A 17,370-nucleotide genomic window follows, 5' to 3' on the forward strand; every position below is an offset into this window, starting at 1 on the left:
GCGTTTGCCTGTCCTTTTGCTTTGCGTCGAGCGTACATCTGGGTTAACGGCAGATGTCGGAGCGATGAAGCAGGCCCCGCACGGGCTCTTCTGCCGGTCGGAGAACTCCTGGCCTATCCACGGCAGACGGCTAAGTGGCGGCTCTATGTTTACCTGCTGTTGGTCGCCAATTAGCACGATGAACTCAACGGCTTCCTAAGGTCTTGCCGTGCCAAAACGTAAGCCCGGCCCATTGCGGGTCACTGTGATCGCCGACTCGGACACCCGGTGGAAGTGGGGTGCGCTGACCGCGCGCCGGATCGACCCCGAGGCCCGACTCGACGCGCGGCTGCTGCGCGGCCGGGCCACCCCCACGCCCCGCCAACTGGCGGAACTCGGTATTCCGGCCGACTCCATGGAGGAGGCGACCGCCGCCGAGATGCTGGCCGACATCGACGAGGAGAGCTGCGACGTGGTCGTCATCTCCTGCGTCGGCGGCACCGTCCAGGCGCTCCTGCACGGCTTCGCGCGCGCCTGGGAAGGCCGCCCGCAGCGACCGCTGGTCGTCACCGGATACGTCGGCGTCGTATACGAGAAGCTCGCCGACGGTCTGCTGCTGCGCGCCGGGGCCGATGTCGTCCTCGCCAACAGCGCCGACGACGCACGGCGGTTCAGGGACGTGTACGAAGGCGTCGGCTACCGCACCACGAGCATCGTCGAGACCGCGCTGCCGTTCCTCGGCGGCGAGCCGTACCGGCCCGACGACCAGCGGCCGTTCACCGTCACCTTCGCCGTGCAGCCGTCCGCGCCCGAGGGCCGGGCCGACCGGACGCACCTGCTGCGCCGCACTGTCGACCACGCGCGGCGGCACACCGAGCGCGAGGTGCTGGTCAAGCTGCGCAGCAAGCCCGGCGAGCACACCACGCACATCGAGGAACACCCGTACCAGAAGCTGGTCGCCGCCCTCGATCCGCCGGACAACCTCCAGTTGGTCTACGGCAACATGGCCGACGTCCTGGACCGTACGGACCTGCTGGTCACGGTCAGTTCGACCGCCGCGCTCGAATCGCTGCACCGGGGCATCCCGACCGCGATCCTCACCGACCTCGGCATCCGCGAATCGCTCGGCAACCACCACTTCCTCGGCTCCGGCTGCTTCGCCTCCTGGGACGAACTGGACGACGGCCACGTGCCGCACGCCCACCCCGACTGGACCGCGGCCCACGGCGTCGCCGCCCTCGCGCCCTTCGCCGCCCTGCGCGCCCGCGTCCAGGCACTGCTCGCCGAACCCGAACTGCCGCGGATCACGCCGTACTACACGCTGCGCACCGCCCCCGGTTACCTCCCCGGCGTCCTCGCCCGCCACGGCCTCGACCCCAAGGGCGAACCCGTCGGCGGCCTCGCCCCGCGCGACCCCGGCCCCGTCCGCCGCGCGGTCCGCGACTTCGTCCGCAACTCCGCCCGCACCGCCTACCGCCAGGGCGTCCAGCGCGTCGCCCCCACCATCCGCCGCTGGGGCCAGCTGTGACGGCCCGCACGCGATTCCCGGCCGAGCGCGCGGTTCCCCGCGCCCCTGGAGCGGCCGTCCTCCGCATACGCGGCGAAAGCACAGAGCCCCTCGCGGGAGCGGGGCGCCGGGGCCGCCGGGCCCGAAAGACGACAGGAGTCACCCGATGAGCGACCGATCCACCACCCCGGCCGGAAGCGTCCTTGCCGTCATCCCCGCGCGCGGGGGGTCCAAGGGGGTGCCCGGGAAGAACCTGGCGCCGGTGGGCGGGGTGCCGCTGGTGGCGCGGGCGGTGGCGGCCTGCGTCGAGGCCGGGCGGGTGACCGCGGTCGTCGTCTCCACCGACGACCCCTCCATCGCCGAGGTCGCGCGCGCCGCGGGCGCCGAAGTCGTCCTGCGCCCGGCGGCGATCGCGGGCGACACCGCGACCAGCGAGGCCGCGGTGCTGCACGCGATGGACGCCCACGAGGCGATGAGCGGCGCGGCCACCGACGTCGTCCTGCTCGTCCAGTGCACCAGCCCGTTCATCACCGCGGAAGAGGTCGACGGCGTCGCCGCCGCGGTGCTGGACGGCGGCGCGGACACCGCCCACACCGTCGCCCCCTTCCACGGCTTCATATGGCGCGAGGCCGGGGACGCGGCGGCGGCCGACACGTCGCACGAGCCGGCGAACGGGACCGCGGAAGCCCCATCGGGCAGGACGGCCGACGTCACCGCGCTCGCCTCCGCCGTCACCGCGCCCGCCGCCGGGGGCGCCGTCGGCGTCAACCACGACAAGTCCACCCGGCCGCGCCGCCAGGACCGGCCGCAGGACCTGCTGGAGACCGGCACCGCGTACGCGATGCGCGCCGACGGCTTCCGCGCCGCGAACCACCGCTTCTTCGGCAGGACCGCCCTGGTGCGCACCGACCCGGCCCGCGTGATGGAGATCGACGAACCCGCCGACCTCGAACGGGCCCGCACCCTCGCCCCGCTGCTCGACCCGCGCACGACGACCCCCGGCTGGGGCGACGTCGACGCGGTCGTCCTCGACTTCGACGGCACCCAGACCGACGACCGGGTGCTGATCGACGCCGACGGGCACGAGTCGGTCACCGTGCACCGCGGTGACGGCCTCGGCGTCGCGGCCCTGCGCCGCGCCGGAATGCCCGTCCTCATCCTGTCCACCGAGACCAACCCGGTCGTCGCCGCACGGGCCCGCAAGCTCAAGGTCCCCGTGCTGCACGGCATCGACCGCAAGGACCTCGCCCTCAAGCAGTGGTGCGAGGAGAACGGCATCGCGCCCGAACGGGTGCTCTACGCGGGCAACGACGTCAACGACCTGCCGTGCTTCGGCCTGGTCGGCTGGCCCGTCGCCGTCGCCGGTGCCCACGACGTGGTCCGCGCCTCGGCCCGCGCCATCACCACCGCCCAGGGCGGTCACGGCGCGATCAGAGAGATCGCCGCCTGGCTGCTGGGCCCCACTCTCGCCCGCTGACAAGCAGCCGCCGGCGACCGCCGACCCCGGCCCCGCCGGCGGCACACATCCATCCCCCCGACAGTCCCAACCCGTAAGGAACACCCTCGTGACCACATCCATCCCCGCAAACCTCCGCCGCGTCGGCTCCCGCCACATCGGCAACGGACAGCCCGTCTACGTCACCGGCGAGATCGGCATCAACCACAACGGCGACCTGGAGAACGCGTTCGCACTGATCGACGCGGCCGTCGCCGCGGGCTGCGACGCGGTCAAGTTCCAGAAGCGCACCCCGGAGATCTGCACCCCGCGCGACCAGTGGGAGATCGAGCGCGACACCCCCTGGGGCCGTATGACGTACATCGACTACCGGCACCGCGTCGAGTTCGACGAGGCCGGCTACCGGTCGATCGACGAGTACTGCCGCAAGCGCGGCATCGACTGGTTCGCCTCCCCGTGGGACGTCGAGTCCGTCGCCTTCCTGGAGAAGTTCGACGTGCCCGCCCACAAGGTGGCCTCCGCCTGCCTGACCGACGACGACCTGCTGCGCGCCCTGCGCGGCACCGGCCGCACCGTGATCCTGTCCACCGGCATGTCCACGCCGAAGCAGATCCGGCACGCGGTCGAGGTGCTCGGCAGCGACAACATCGTGCTGTGCCACGCCACGTCGACGTACCCGGCCAAGCACGAAGAGCTGAACCTGCGCATGATCAACACCCTCCAGTCCGAGTACCCGAACGTGCCCGTCGGCTACTCCGGCCACGAGGTCGGCCTCCAGACCACGCTCGCCGCGGTCGCGCTCGGCGCCGTCTTCGTCGAGCGGCACATCACCCTCGACCGCGCCATGTGGGGCTCCGACCAGGCCGCCTCGGTCGAGTCGACCGGCCTGGAGCGCCTGGTGCGCGACATCCGGATCATCGAGACCTCCCTCGGCGACGGCGTCAAGAAGGTCTACGAGGGCGAGCTCGGCCCGATGAAGAAGCTGCGCCGCGTCGCGGGCGTCGTCGCCGAGTCCGAGGCCGCGGGCGTCGAGGCACCCGCCGCCGTCTGACCCCGGAAGGGCGGCGGGGATCACTGACCAGGACCGGCGGGACCGCGGGACCTTCGGGTCTCCCGGTCCCGCGCACAACCGCAGAGGAAAAGGGGAACGGCCATGACCGGTAAGCCCGCAGTCGCGGCCGGGCAGGTGCCCGCACCGGGTATCGGCGCCGTCGCGCTCGTCGAGTCACCCGTCCAGCTCCTCAACGTCCTGGAGTGGGCGCACATCCATCCGCCCACCGTCCCCGCCGCCCGCACCACCGGTGAACCGGCGGTACCCGCCGAACCGGAACCGGTCGCGCGACCGCTCACCGTCGTCGTCCTGTCCCCGGTCGACCCCACCAGCCGCGGCCAACTGCGCCGCATGGCCGAACTCGCCCGCGACGAGGGCGCGGTGGTCCGCTGGTTCGAGGCCCGCGGCAGCCGCGGCGGCCTCCTGCGTACGGCGGTCTCGCTCGCGCCGCTGCTCTTCCGGGTCAAGCACCTCGTGATCGGCGACCCGTTCTCACGGCTCGTCCAGGTGCTGCTCCCGCTGTGCCGCGCCCGTGAGCTGACCGTCGTGGACGACGGCACCGCGACCATGGAGTTCACCGAAATCCTCTCCAGAGACGGCCGGTTGGTGCGCTGGCACCGCTCGGGGCGGCGCCGTTCGCCCGTCGACGCGGCCTTCGGGATCTTCTCCTCCGCGGCCCGCCGCCGCCTGACGCCCGGCAAGCGGCGCCATGTCGAACTCTTCAGCGCGATGCCCGCGACGCCGCCTCCGGGGATGGCGCTGCGCACCAACCGCTTCGCCTGGACCCGCAGCCGCTTCGGGCCGCCGCGCACGCTGGCGGGCACCGACCTGATCGGCACCTCCCTCGTCGAGACCGGCGTCGTCGACCCCGAGCGGTACCTCGCCGTCGTCCGCTCGCTCGCCGAACGGCACGGCGCCAAGCGGTACTTCGCGCACCGCCGCGAGGCCGTCGACAAGCTCCACCGGCTCGCCGCCGAGACCGGCCTGGAGATCGTCCGGCCCGACCTCCCGCTCGAACTCGTCGCCCGCCGCGGCCCGATCGGCCGTACCGTCCTGTCCTTCCCCTCCACGGTCGTGCACACGCTGCCGCTCGCGCTCGGCGGTACGGGAGTCCGTATCGTCGTCATCGACATCGACCAGGAGTGGCTGACGGCCGCCGCCTCGCCGCGCGCCCACACCTTCCTGACCGGCATCAACCACTCGGCCCGTGACCTGCACGGCCTGAACGCGGCCGAGTCCCCGAGCCCGGCCTGAGTCCCGGGTCCCGCCTGAGTCCCGAGCCCGGCTTGAGCCCCAGGTCCCCGAGTCCCGCCTGAGCCCCAGGGCCCCGGGTCCGGCTCAAGTCCCGCCGCCTCAGGGGACCTTGGTGACTTTGGTGACGGCGGTGTCGTCGGCGTCGAGCCGCCGCCCGTCCGCGGCGTGGACCTCCAGCGTGCGCAGGGGACGTCCCTGGCGGAGGTCGGTCAGCTCCGAGTGCGGCTCGTCGGGGGCGAAGAGATTGCGCTCGCCCCACTGCCGCAGCGCGACGACGACGGGGAACAGGTCCTTGCCCTTCGGCGTCAGTACGTACTCGCGGTAGGCGCTGCCGTCCGAGGCGGGGACGGTGTCGAGCACCCCGGCGGCGACCAGCGAGCGCAGGCGCGCGGTGAGGATGTTCTTCGCGACGCCGAGACCGCGCTGGAACTCCCCGAAGCGGCGGCTGCCGTCGAAGGCGTCCCGCACGATCAGCAGGGACCACCAGTCCCCGATGGTGTCGACCGAGCGCGCGACGGGGCAGTCGCTGTCGTCGAAGCGGGTCCGCTCCACCATCTCGCCCTCCCTCTGTGACGTGTTCCGTCCTGGTTGCATCATGCTACCGGATCGGCCTATGGTCCACCTGGTAGCAAGATGAAACCAGCGAGGGAGGGCTTGGCGTGGGACGAGCGTGCGAGGTCGTGGGGGAGGCCGTTCCTGTCGATACGGCGCGGGTCGCGGGGCCCGGCGCGGCGAAACCCGGATTCACGCTGACCCGAGGCATCACCCTGCTCTTCGCGGTCGCCTGCGGCACCTCCGTGGCCAACGTCTATTTCGCGCAGCCCCTCCTGGTCACCCTGGGCCGCGACTTCTCGATCGGTACGGCGACGGTCGGCGCGATCGTGACCCTGACCCAGGTCGGCTACGGCCTCGGCCTCTTCTTCCTCGTACCGCTCGGCGACCTGCTCGACCGCAGACGCCTCGTCGTGGCACAACTCCTGCTCCTGGCAGGGGCGTTGACGGCGGTCGGCACGGCGGGCGACGCGGCGCTCCTGCTCGTGGGGCTCGCCGCCGTGGGACTGCTCGCGGTCGTCACCCAGACGCTCGTCGCCTTCGCCGCGTCGCTGGCTCCGCCCGGCGAACGCGGGCGCGTCGTCGGCCTGGTGACCAGCGGCGTGGTCACCGGCATCCTGCTCGCCCGTACCGCCTCCGGCGTCCTGGCCGACCTCGCGGGCTGGCGCTCGGTCTACCTCACCTCCGCCGTCCTGACCTGCGCGCTCGCCCTAGCCCTGCACCGCCTGCTGCCGTCCCGTCCCGGCGCTCCGCGAACGTCCGGGGGATACGGGCGGCTGCTGCGCTCCACCGTCACGCTGTTCGCGCGGGAACGCCTGCTCCGGATACGAGCCCTGCTCGCGCTCCTGGTCTTCGCCGCCTTCAGCGTCCTGTGGAGCAGTGTCGCGCTGCCGCTCAGCGAGCCCCCGCTCTCCTTGTCCCACACCGCGATCGGCGCCTTCGGCCTGGCCGGGGCCGCCGGCGCCCTGGCCGCCACCGCGGCCGGCCGCCTCAACGACCGCGGCCTGTCCCAGCGCACCACCGGCATCGCCCTGACCCTGCTCACCGCCTCCTGGCTGCCCCTCGCCTTCACCCGCCAGTCCCTCTGGGCCCTCGCCGTCGGCGTCATCGTCCTCGACCTCGCCGTACAGGCCGTCCACGTCACCAACCAGACCCTGGTCCACGCCTTCCGCCCCGAAGCCGGCAGCCGCCTCATCGGCGGGTACATGGTCTTCTACTCCCTCGGCAGCGCCTCCGGCGCCTTCGCCGCCACCACCCTCTACGCCGCCGCGGGCTGGCCCGCCGTCTGCGCCCTCGGCGCCGCCCTGAGCCTGGCCGCTCTCCTCCTCTGGGCGGCCACAACTCCGCGCCGCCGCGAGCCGCGCTGACGCTGTGGGGCGAGCCGATCTTTTTGGGGCGCTGGGGGCACCTCCCAGCGGTATCTGGGGGAGGAACTGCGCGGGCGGCCGAGATGTGGCTGCACGTCACCACCGGCCCCAGCGGGGCGATTCGGCTGTTGTCTGACCACCGGCCGGCGGGGCCAACGGGGCGGCGGCCCAGCCTCGTTCGCCTCACGTCAAGGCTGACGTAACCAAATGATCACCCCCGTGAGGTTGGCTTCGGGAATGACGGAGGGTTTAAGGGCCCCGGCCCACGTAGCGATCCTCGCCGGAGGCGACCCCGGTGGATTGGACGGCGACTCGCGTGCCCTGAGGGTGGCGGACGCGGCGCGGGCGGCGGGCTATCGGGTCACGCTGATCGGCAGGGCACCGGCGACGGTGACGCCGAAGGGCGTGGACGTACGGAAGGTCGCCGTGCGCGGCGTACTCGGCGCGCACCGGGTGCGGCGGCCGAGACCCGGGCTGCGCTGGCCGCTGGCGTACCGGAGCGCGGCGGCGTACGACCACCGCACGGCACTGGTGACGGCCGAGCGCGCGGTGCTCGTCACCCGCACCGCGGAACTGGACGTCGTGCACCGGGCGTTGCCGCTGCTCGCGGCGGCCCGCACGGGCCACGCGCTGGCGTGGCTGCGGCACGGACTGCGGGCCGGATGGACACGGCTGCGCGCGGCGCAGTACCTGGCGGCGGTCCGCCGCCGCAAAAGCCCGACGGCCCGGCTGGACAACTTCGTCACCGAGACGCTGCGGCTGCTGCTCGGCCGCCGCGCGTGGCGCCGCCTCGACCCCGGCCTGCTGGACGAGGAGGTCGCGTACGGCCCGGTGCTGGACGCCGTCCGCCCGCATCTGATCCACGCGCTCGGCCACCGGGCGCTCGGCGTCGCCACCCGCGCGGCGCTGCGGGCCGAAGGGGCGGGGCACCGTATCGAGGTCGTGTGGGACGCGCCGCCGCGCACCCCGGCCGCCTCCCGCCGCGCGGCCGTGGCGGGCGAGGCGTACGAACGGACCTTCGCGCCCGAGGCCGACGGCGTCGTCACCGTCGGCGAGGGCCTGGCAAGGGAGTTGCGCGCACGGCACCGGCTGTCGGCCACGCCCGCCGTGGTCCGCAACGCCCCGCCGCTGGCCGCCGCCTCCGTCGCCGCGCACCCCGCGGGCATCAGGGCGCGCTGCCATCTGGCGCCCGACATCCCGCTGTTGGTGCACACAGGACCCGTCACCCCGGACCGCGGCCCGGCCACCGTCGTGGAGGCGCTGCCCAAGCTGTACGACCTGCACGCCGCCTTCGTCGTGCCCGACCCCGGCCACCCGCACCTGCGCGAGCTGCGCGAGCGCGCCGCCCAACTCGGCGTCCACGGACGGCTGCACGTCCTCCCGTACGTCCCCGTCGCCGAGATCCCGCGCTTCCTCGCCTCCGCCGACATCGGCGTCCTGCCCGTCCACCAACTCCCGCACCACCAAACGGTGCTGGCCACCCGCTACTTCGAATACGCCCACGCCCGGCTGCCCGTGGTCGTCAGCGACGTCCGCGCCATGGCCGCCGCCACCCTCGAACTCGGCAACGGCGAGGTCTTCCGCGCCCGCGACACCGCCGACTTCGTCCGCGCGGTCGGCGCCGTCCTCACCAACCCGCGCCGCTACCGCAAGGCATACGACCGCACCGACATCCTCCGCCAATGGTCCTGGCAGACCGAGTCCGCCCCCCTCCTCGACCTCTACACCCGCCTCCTAGGCCCCCGCCCCTCCGACACCTGATCCCCCTGAGCCCCCGCCCGGTCCGCCAGCAACAGCGCGAGCGGCCCCGCGGTCAACAGAAACCGACCGTCCCCGGCGGCGCGCAAAGCCTCTCCCATGGACCACCACCCGAGCGCGAAGTCCGCTTCACTTTCCGCGAGTTCCTGCGGACCACAACTCAGGCCGCGCGCTTCGTAGAGATACACGCGGGCGGGCGTGGCGACGGTGAGCGCGAACGACCCCAGCGATCGCCACACCGTGGCGGTGATGCCGGACTCCTCACGCAACTCCCGCCGCGCACACTCCTCCGGCGTCTCGCCCGACTCCCGCCGCCCGCCGGGCAGAAACAGGAACTCGCCCTGGTGCGCCGGAAAGTACGAGCTCAGAACAGCCACGAACCCGTCGTCGTCCCTCGCCACCACCACCGACGCGTCGCGAGGTCCCCCGCTGTCCTTCCGGGCCTCGCTGATATCGGCGCTCATACCGCCCGAGGCTAGCGATCGTCAGAGCACCATGGCCGCGTAGGGCACGTTCATGACCACCGGGTGGGCGATACCGCGGCCGTGGAAGCCGTCCTCGCCGAAGGCGTCGCCGTGGTCGGCGCACAGGATGATCAGCCAGCGGCTTCTGGCGGTCAGGGTGGTGATCAGGCGGCCGAGGTGGGCGTCGGCGTAGACGAGGGCTGCCTGCTGGGAGGCAGCGGTGTCGCGGCTGTCGCCGAGGTAGTGGCCGTGGGGGACGTGGGTGGCCGAGATGTTGACGAACAGGTAGAGAGGCCGCCCGTTGCGGTGTTCGGCGATCTCCAGCGCGTGGTCGACCTGGTGGTGGGTGGAGTCCGGTTCGGGGGAGCCGAATTCGGGCCGCCAGTGGTCCTCGTCGAAAAGGCCGGGCAACACCGAGCCGAGCGGTGTTTCGCGGGAGAAGTAGGTGACGCCGCCGACGCAGACACTGCGGTATCCGTGCAGGGCAAGGCCCTTGAGGAGGTTCGGGGCGTCGAAGACGAAAGTCTCGGGCGGGACGGTCTTGAAGGCGGGCGGGCGGCATTCCCACAGGCGCGGCGGCTGCACGGGCCGGGGCAGCTTGGGCAGGAAGCCGGAGAAGAAGGCCATGTGGGCGGGGAGGGTGAAGGTGCCCGGGGTCTGCCGGTACTCCCAGACGCCGCCGGGAAGCAGAGCGGCCAGGCATGGGGTGAGCCCGCCTTCCAGGGCGGTGCGGGCGACGTCATAGCGCAGTGAGTCGAGCGTGACGAACAGGATGCTGGTGCCCTTGCGGATGATCTCGGCCGCGTCGATCACGTCGTTTCCTCCACGTCGGCCGGATCGAGGTCATGGATGCTGCCGCGGGCGCTGTCGCTGACCGGGAGCGGGATGCGGTCCTCGGCGATCATGCGGCGGATCGCGGCGAGACCGGTGTCCTCCTGGAGTGGTTCGCCGTCCTCGTCGTAGAGCTGGACGCGGACGACCACCGTTCCGTCCGAGGCGGGTTCGGTGGATACGTATGCGGCTGGCATTGGGCGTACGACCTGAAGGAAGGCGCGCAGGACCTTCCCCGTGACGGTGCCGAGGGAGGAAACGGCGCACGCGTGGTACCGCGCGTTGACGGCCCCGTTGCACAGTCGGCGTGCGAATTCGGCGGACGTCGGATGGCCGTCGTGCCCCACGGCCAAGCGGGGCGCGGCCTTTACGGCGACGAAGCACGCGCCGACCCACCAGGCGACACCCTCGTGGATCCCGCCGGGGAAACGGCCGGTCGCGCCGCCGTCGCGGATGACGGCGGTCGTGTCGACAGGGTTAAGCATCACGGGCCTCCAGGCGGGTGACGATCCAGTCGGCCAGGTCGTCCACGGACTTGTCATCGGTGTGGAGCGCGACGGCCGTCGGATCGGCGTCCTGCACCTGCTGGAAGTTCACGAGCAGCCGCGCAAGCCTGCCGGGAACGGCGAACAGGTCCACGTCGTCCTGTTCGGTATCGAGCTTGGCCGCCAACCGCTCCGTCAACGCGGCTTCCGAGCAGCGCAGATAGAAGGTGTGAGTGGGCGGTTCGAGGTAGGTACGGAACGGCTCCAGCAGACGGCTGACGTCGGTGACCGGCACGGTGTGGACGGCTGCGTGGCATGCGATGACCGAGGACGCGAAGCGATCGGCGATCACCGGGCCGTTCCTGCGGGCAGTACGCACGCAGTCGGCGGCGTGCAGCAGACCGGACACGTAGAAGGCGAACTGCGGCAGGGCGCGCAGCCGTTCGTTCACCACCGTCGACCATGCGGTGTGGGGCGGGGGAAGGGTATGCAGGGACGTGCCGCCCAGCCGCTTGGTCAGGGCGCGGGCCAGCGTCGACTTCCCGACGCCGGACACACCTTCCAGGACGATGAACGGATACGGCAGCGGAGCGTCCACAACGTGTGGACGGTACGGCGGCGGAAGGCTCACAGTGTCCCCTCGGTAAAGGCGGCCACGTGCTCGGCGACCGCCGAAGCCAGCCCTGCCGGATCGGCGAGCAGGCCGCTGACGTCCAGGCGGAGGTCGTCGCGCAACAGGCACGGCTGGACGCCGCCGCCGTGGTCGACCCGAAGAGCCCAGAAACCCTCCACGCACCGGACGCGCAGTGCGCAGCTCCCGCACTGGCCGACGTGATGGCGGCCGAGATCCCGGTGGATGACGTCGATCTCGACGCCGTCGACACGGAAGACCCGGCGTCCCTGTCCGACCCCGGCGACCTCAAGGTGCTCATCGCTGGTCAGGCTCCGCAGGTGGGCGATGATGCCGTCGGCGGACACCGCCGAGTCGGCTCGGCCCTCGTTGAAGTCGGTGCCCACCAGCTCGATGAACTGCACCGGCAGTCGGCGCTCCAGCGCGAAGTCCAGGATCTGCCGCACCTCGTGGGCGTTCTCCCGCTGCAGCAGCGTGTTCAGTTCGACCCGCTCGAAGATCTCCCTCGCGGCCTCGATGCCGTCCAGGACAGTACCGATTCCGATCCGCGTCCCGGCGATGGTCCGCAGCGACGCGTCGGAGAAGTAGTGCAGGGAGACCTTCACCTTGTCCAGCCGGGTCTTCGCCAGCCACGACCGATGCGTGCGCACCCTCGTTCCGTTCGTGATCAGCGTGTACGAGGCGTCGGGGCGCGCTTCCGGCAGCCCCTCCAGCACAGGCCGCGCCATAGGCGACGCCAACGGCTCACCACCGGTGAAGTACACCCGCCTCAGCCCGCTCTCCATCAGCGCGCCGATCACACCGAGATACGCGCCCGCGTCGAGCTGCCGTGGCCGCGGCTGCCGCGACCGGTCGAGCCGCGTCATCGGCGGCGGCACATCGCCCTCGTTGTGGCAGAACCAGCAGGCGATGTTGCACCGCGGCGTCAACGACACACGCAACTGGCCACGCAGAGCGGCGAAGTTGTGCAGAGCGGTCCAGTCGACACCGGCCGCAGCCGGTAGCGACAGCGAAGGTCCAGGCACGCGCGGACGTCCTCTCAAGGCTGTGGAACACGGCAGACCCGCCCGACTCGCGGGCAACGGACAGCGATTGGGCTCAGCGGCGGCCGAAGTGCCATGGGTCACCGACCTCGTCGCCACAAGGGCGGCGACGGGACGGCGTCCACGAAGCCTCCGGAATGGCGACCTTGGCCCAGACGCATTTCCCGGCTCCGACCGCCGCGACGGGCCTTTCCGTACGACCGCCGCGGTCTGTTCACCGACTGTGCGGCGACGGATCCCTTGTCACTTCCCGCACTCGGGTATCCCCACCATGGGTACGCTTTTTCACGGGGTGTGACGCACACTCGGCTGAACAGGCACGACGGGGTACTCGTGACCGCATACAGGCCGCCAACAGCCTTACCGAACGAGCTCTTCGAGCGCGCGGACGTACGGGAAGCACTCGCGGCCCACGACTTCGGGACCGTGTTCCGGCTGGTGCGTGAGCTGGCCGGGATCAGCTATTCGAAGATCGCTGCCGAGTGCGACATCAAACCCGAGCGTGTCGGAACTCTGGCGCGGGGCCATGGCAGCGTCACGAGTTTCGACAAATTCGTGGCCATCGCTGACGCTCTGCGAATTCCCGGACATCTCCTCGGTCTTGCCACCCGTCCGTGGGAAGACGGGGAATCGGTCCCAGCATTGCCTGAACGGGACGACAGATCGGCGAGAGGCGGGGAAGACGTGCGGCGCAGGCAGTTCCTTCGGGCAAGTTCCGCAGCCGGTCTGGCGGCCGGGATTCCTGATCTGGCCAAGCCAAGCGCCGGGCGGCGCATCGGCAGGGACTTCCCCGGACTTCTGCGGGAGCGCACCGCACGCCTGCGTCGGCTCGATGACGTGCTCGGCGGCGGAGACACCTACCGCGTCTATCTGGGCGAGTACCAGCAGACGAAGGCGTTGCTCCGGGACTCGACCTGCGCCGAGGAAACGCGCCGCGACCTGCTGTCCGTACTCGCCGAACAGGCTCAGCAAGCCGGATGGGCAGCATTCGACGCCGGGCGGGAGACGGATGCCGCCAGCTTCTACAAGGACAGTTACACCGCGGCGGTCGAAGCCGATGACACCGACCTCGCCGGTAACGCCCTGGCCTTCCTCGCCTACCAGACCGTGGCCGGCGACCGGAAAGCCGGAGTGGAGATCGCCGCGCGTTCCTGCCGAACCCTCACACCCGACGCCCCCGCTGGGGTGCGAGCCCTGCTCCACGAGCGGTTGGCGTGGGCCTGCGCCGTCGCGGGACTCGCCACGGAAGCGGAGAAGGCGCTCAGCCGCGCCGAGGAGGCACTGGCCGACCTCGGCGCCGCGCCCCAACCCGACTGGGTGGCATGGGTCGACAGCAACGAACTCCAGATCATGTCCGGCCGCTGCTGGAGCGAACTGCGCCGTCCGCTGCGCGCCGTGCCCGTGCTGGAGGCAGCACTGGCCGGGTACGACGACAGCCACGCCCGCGACAAAGCGCTCTACCTGTCGTGGCTGGCCGCCTCCTACCTGACCGCCGGAGAGATCGAACAGGCCGCCAAGGTCACCGGCCGCGCGCTCGACCTCGCCAACGGGATCGCATCCGTCCGTCCGAAGCAGCGCCTCGCACCATTTGTGGAGCGGCTCGCGCGGCACCGTGATGTCGCCGCGGTGGCGGACGTGCTGGAGAAGGCAGCGGTCTGAGGGTTACGAAGCCGCTTCGGGCGTGGTGTTCGTCTCGATCCACCGGAAGGACGCCTCCGAACCCGCGACGACCGGCACCGCCGACACCTCGGGGTTGTCCCACGGATGGTGCCGCAACAGATGATCTTCGAGGGCCTGGTACCGCTCCGCCCGGGTGGTCAGCAGCAACCGCCACTCCTCCCCGGTACCGAACTTCCCCAGGTGCCAGAACACCGATGTCACCGGCCCGACGACCTGCGCCCCCGCGGCCAGACGCTCACGCACCGCGGACGCGGCCAACTCCACCGCCTGGTCACGAGTTTCCGTAGCAGTGCTCACCTGAAGGAAGTCGCCCATGTCGCGAGAGTATCCGCCGCGTTGGGCGCGCAGCCGGGTGCGGTGGGCGGCGGAGGTGCGGGGCACGGGGGCGTGGGGCGCCGAACACTCGGGCGGCACACGTTGCCGTAACACGAGGGTCGTAAGGTAAGGGGTCTCACCCGTGAGGCGGGGGTCGTCGGAGACGGTCGCGTTGCCTCGCGTGGGACGGCTCGTTGAGCCAGTATGGGTGTAAGAGACCTAAAAAGTTTTCTTACCCCCGAGGGTGACTGGGTATGCGCCGATCGGGCGACTTCTTCTCCTCCCGCAGGACAAAAACTTTCCCGATCACGTAAGAGGAGCCGGTGATGGGCCCTACGCTGACTGAGGTGAACGATTCACCTACACCGCCGTCCGACGGGCTGACCGCGGCTGTGCTGTCCGGTCTCGCCGAGACCGTCGTGGACGACGCACTGCGCGCCGAGCTGATCGCCTTCCGCCGTGACCTGCACAGGAACCCCGAACTGGGGCGGCAGGAGTTCCGGACGACCGAGCAGATCAGGGCGCGGCTGGAGCGCGCGGGGCTGAGCCCGCGGGTGCTGCCCGGCGGGACCGGACTGGTGTGCGACATCGGCGACACGGACGACAGCGGCAGCGGCAGCGGCGAAGACACCGGCGCGGCACGCCCCCAGCGCCCCCGCCTCGCCCTGCGCGCCGACCTGGACGCGCTGCCGGTGCCCGACACCAAGACCGTGGAGTACCGCTCGACGGTCGAGGGCCGGGCGCACGCGTGCGGCCACGACGTGCACACCACGATCGTGCTCGGCGCCGGCCTGGTCCTCGCGGAGCTGGACAAGCGGGGCGCGCTCCCGCGCCCGGTGCGGCTGGTGTTCCAGGCGGCCGAGGAGATCATGCCCGGCGGCGCGCTGGACGCGATCAAGGCGAACGTGCTCGACGGCGTCGACCGTATCCTCGCGGTGCACTGCGACCCCAAGGTGGAGGTCGGCAGGATCGGGCTGCGCCAGGGGCCGATCACCTCGGCCGCCGACCGGCTGACCCTGACGCTGGAGGGCCCCGGCGGACACAGCGCCCGCCCGCATCTGACCACCGACCTGGTGATGGCCACCGCGAAGCTCGCCGCCGAACTGCCCGCCGTACTGGCCAGGCGCGTGGACCCCAGGTCCGGGCTGAGCATCGTGTGGGGCCGCATCCAGGCCGGGCACGCGGCCAACGTCATCCCGCAGTACGCGGAGCTGGAGGGCACCGTCCGCTGCCTGGACCTGACGGCCTGGCACGACGCACCCGACCTGGTGCACGAGGTGATCGACCAGATCACGGCGATGTACCGGGCGAAGTGCGAGATCACCTACCAGCGCGGTGTGCCGCCGGTGGTCAACGAGGCGGTCTCGGTGGAGCTGCTGCGGGACGCGATGACCGCGCGCTACGGCCTGCACGCGGTCGAGGACACCGAGCAGAGCCTGGGCGGCGAGGACTTCTCCTGGTATCTGGAGCGGGTGCCGGGCGCGCTGGCCCGGCTCGGCGTGCGGCCGGTCGGCGACACCGCCAAGCGCGATCTGCACCAGGGCGATTTCGACGTGGACGAGGGGGCGATCGCGGTCGGCGTGGAGCTTTTCACGGCGGCTGTCCTGCTGTCCTGACACCGGGTGAACCCCCCGCTACCGGTCCGTCACCTGGCTGAAATGCGTCGATCCGATAACGGGCCGTCATTCGGTCTTTACCTGACATCTACGCGCGTTAAGCTCCCGCTTAGCCAGCGCCGGACGGGGCGCTTCAGACTGAAGGGGACCCTCTTGCGCCGGGTATCCAAGATCATCGTCGCGGGTATGGTGTCCGCGACTCTGGGGCTCACTGCCACCGCGTGCGGCAGCAGCAGCTCCTCGGACAGCGGCAAGGACAAGGGCGTCGGTCTCGCCTTCGACGTCGGCGGCCGTGGCGACCACTCCTTCAACGACTCCGCGGCCCGCGGCATGGACAAGGCCGTCAAGGAGTTCAAGATCGGGTCGAAGGACCAGACCGCCAGCAACGGCGAGACGGAGTCCGACCGCGAGCAGCGCCTCGACCTCCTCGCGGGCGGCGGCTACAACCCCGTCGTGGCGGTCGGCTTCACCTACGGCGACTCGGTCACGAAGATCGCCAAGAAGTACCCCAAGGTGACCTTCGGCATCGTCGACTCGGTCGTGGACCTGCCCAACGTCGACTCCATGGTCTTCGCCACCGAGCAGAGCTCGTACCTCGCCGGTGTGGCCGCGGCCCTGAAGACCAAGACCAACAAGGTCGGCTTCATCGGCGGTGTGCACAACACCCTGATCGGCACCTTCGACGCGGGCTTCGCCCAGGGCGTCAAGGACACCAAGCCGTCGGTCCAGCTCACCCGCCAGTACCTGTACGAGACCGACACCAAGGGCTTCAACGACCCGACGTCGGCGCAGGGCAAGGCGCAGGGCATGCTCGACAGCGGCGTGGACGTGATCTACACCGCCGCCGGTCTGTCCGGTGACGGCGCGATCCAGGCGGTGGCGGGCAAGGCCGGCGCCTGGGCGATCGGCGTGGACTCCGACCAGTACGAGGACCCGGCCCTGGCCAAGTACAAGGACCACATCCTGACCTCGGCGGTCAAGAACGTCGACGTGGCCACGTACGACCTGATCAAGTCGGTGCACGAGGGCAAGGCCAAGACCGGCACCAACACGTACGACCTGGCCAACGACGGTGTGTCGCTGGCGACGTCCGGCGGTTTCATCGCCGACATCCAGTCGCAGCTCGACGCGGCCAAGCAGAAGATCGTCTCGGGCGCGATCAAGGTGAGCTCGAAGCCGTGACGTAAGCCGGGGACCCGGCCACGGGTCCCCGCTGGACCGGCGGTACGACAACCGGTTCGCGAGGCTCGGGGGGGGGGGGGTGGGGGGGCCCCCCCCCCCCCCCCCCCCCCCCCTCCGCCCCCCCCCGGAAAACCCAAAAAACCCCAAAAACCTCCCTTCCTAACCCCCCTTTCCCCCCCCCCTTTAACGAAAACAAACC

Annotated in this window: 16 protein-coding genes; 9 read left to right on the forward strand and 7 right to left on the reverse strand. The window is 71.3% G+C overall.

Features of this window, described 5'->3' with window-relative positions:
• Positions 1–208: 208 nt before the first annotated feature.
• The 4 genes from ACZ37P_RS15545 to ACZ37P_RS15560 all read left to right on the forward strand — a co-directional run bounded on the left by ACZ37P_RS15545 (position 209) and on the right by ACZ37P_RS15560 (position 5,247).
• Positions 209–1,507, forward strand: coding sequence for a DUF6716 putative glycosyltransferase (locus ACZ37P_RS15545; protein WP_391163316.1), 1,299 nt, complete (start codon positions 209–211; stop codon positions 1,505–1,507).
• Between the two features lie 145 nt (positions 1,508–1,652).
• Entirely contained in the window at positions 1,653–2,963 is a 1,311-nt protein-coding gene (locus ACZ37P_RS15550) for a cytidylyltransferase domain-containing protein (RefSeq protein WP_467346797.1), read from the forward strand.
• A gap of 88 nt (positions 2,964–3,051) precedes the next feature.
• Complete coding sequence (locus tag ACZ37P_RS15555) at positions 3,052–3,993, forward strand: N-acetylneuraminate synthase family protein (protein ID WP_355336885.1); 942 nt, start codon at positions 3,052–3,054, stop codon at positions 3,991–3,993.
• 102 nt (positions 3,994–4,095) lie between these two features.
• On the forward strand, positions 4,096–5,247 hold the full coding sequence (locus tag ACZ37P_RS15560) for a hypothetical protein (protein ID WP_467346800.1): 1,152 nt from the start codon (positions 4,096–4,098) through the stop codon (positions 5,245–5,247).
• A 99-nt stretch (positions 5,248–5,346) separates the two neighbouring features.
• Here ACZ37P_RS15560 and ACZ37P_RS15565 read toward each other — a convergent pair whose 3' ends face one another.
• A complete protein-coding gene (locus tag ACZ37P_RS15565; RefSeq protein WP_355336887.1) occupies positions 5,347–5,802 on the reverse strand; it encodes a winged helix-turn-helix transcriptional regulator in 456 nt (151 codons plus the stop codon).
• 194 nt (positions 5,803–5,996) lie between these two features.
• Between ACZ37P_RS15565 and ACZ37P_RS15570 the strand changes: the two genes are divergently transcribed.
• Positions 5,997–7,166 carry an MFS transporter gene (locus tag ACZ37P_RS15570; protein ID WP_467346852.1) on the forward strand — a complete coding sequence of 390 codons (1,170 nt, stop codon included), beginning with the start codon at positions 5,997–5,999 and terminating at the stop codon, positions 7,164–7,166.
• Positions 7,167–7,466: 300 nt separating this feature from the next.
• Positions 7,467–8,927, forward strand: a complete 1,461-nt coding sequence (locus ACZ37P_RS15575; RefSeq protein ID WP_366823745.1) for a glycosyltransferase — start codon at positions 7,467–7,469, stop codon at positions 8,925–8,927.
• On the opposite strand, the gene ACZ37P_RS15580 is transcribed toward ACZ37P_RS15575, so the two are convergent.
• The 5 genes from ACZ37P_RS15580 to ACZ37P_RS15600 are packed head-to-tail and all read right to left on the reverse strand — an operon-like array spanning position 8,888 to position 12,360.
• Complete coding sequence (locus ACZ37P_RS15580; protein WP_467346801.1) at positions 8,888–9,388, reverse strand: NUDIX hydrolase; 501 nt, start codon at positions 9,386–9,388, stop codon at positions 8,888–8,890. The genes ACZ37P_RS15575 and ACZ37P_RS15580 overlap by 40 nt on opposite strands.
• A 21-nt stretch (positions 9,389–9,409) precedes the next feature.
• A complete protein-coding gene (locus ACZ37P_RS15585) occupies positions 9,410–10,201 on the reverse strand; it encodes an STM4013/SEN3800 family hydrolase (protein ID WP_467346802.1) in 792 nt (263 codons plus the stop codon).
• Positions 10,198–10,704, reverse strand: coding sequence for a hypothetical protein (locus ACZ37P_RS15590; protein WP_467346804.1), 507 nt, complete (start codon positions 10,702–10,704; stop codon positions 10,198–10,200). The genes ACZ37P_RS15585 and ACZ37P_RS15590 overlap by 4 nt, the downstream gene beginning before the upstream one ends.
• Complete coding sequence (locus ACZ37P_RS15595; protein ID WP_467346805.1) at positions 10,697–11,302, reverse strand: dTMP kinase; 606 nt, start codon at positions 11,300–11,302, stop codon at positions 10,697–10,699. The genes ACZ37P_RS15590 and ACZ37P_RS15595 overlap by 8 nt, the downstream gene beginning before the upstream one ends.
• A 29-nt stretch (positions 11,303–11,331) precedes the next feature.
• Complete coding sequence (locus ACZ37P_RS15600) at positions 11,332–12,360, reverse strand: radical SAM protein (RefSeq protein ID WP_467346806.1); 1,029 nt, start codon at positions 12,358–12,360, stop codon at positions 11,332–11,334.
• 351 nt (positions 12,361–12,711) lie between these two features.
• On the opposite strand from ACZ37P_RS15600, the gene ACZ37P_RS15605 reads away from it, so the two are divergent.
• Complete coding sequence (locus ACZ37P_RS15605) at positions 12,712–14,037, forward strand: XRE family transcriptional regulator (RefSeq protein WP_467346808.1); 1,326 nt, start codon at positions 12,712–12,714, stop codon at positions 14,035–14,037.
• Positions 14,038–14,040: 3 nt separating this feature from the next.
• Here the strand turns inward: ACZ37P_RS15605 and cutA are convergent, their stop codons facing one another.
• Complete coding sequence (gene cutA / locus ACZ37P_RS15610; RefSeq protein ID WP_401855704.1) at positions 14,041–14,373, reverse strand: divalent-cation tolerance protein CutA; 333 nt, start codon at positions 14,371–14,373, stop codon at positions 14,041–14,043.
• Positions 14,374–14,699: 326 nt separating this feature from the next.
• Here cutA and ACZ37P_RS15615 point away from each other — a divergent pair, with 326 nt between their 5' ends.
• Positions 14,700–15,989 (forward strand): amidohydrolase, encoded by a 1,290-nt coding sequence (locus ACZ37P_RS15615; protein WP_402711145.1) that lies wholly within the window; start codon positions 14,700–14,702, stop codon positions 15,987–15,989.
• 153 nt (positions 15,990–16,142) lie between these two features.
• Positions 16,143–17,171 carry a BMP family lipoprotein gene (locus ACZ37P_RS15620; RefSeq protein ID WP_391050520.1) on the forward strand — a complete coding sequence of 343 codons (1,029 nt, stop codon included), beginning with the start codon at positions 16,143–16,145 and terminating at the stop codon, positions 17,169–17,171.
• Positions 17,172–17,370: the final 199 nt, after the last annotated feature.

Source organism: Streptomyces sp. NPDC024632 (assembly GCF_055559175.1).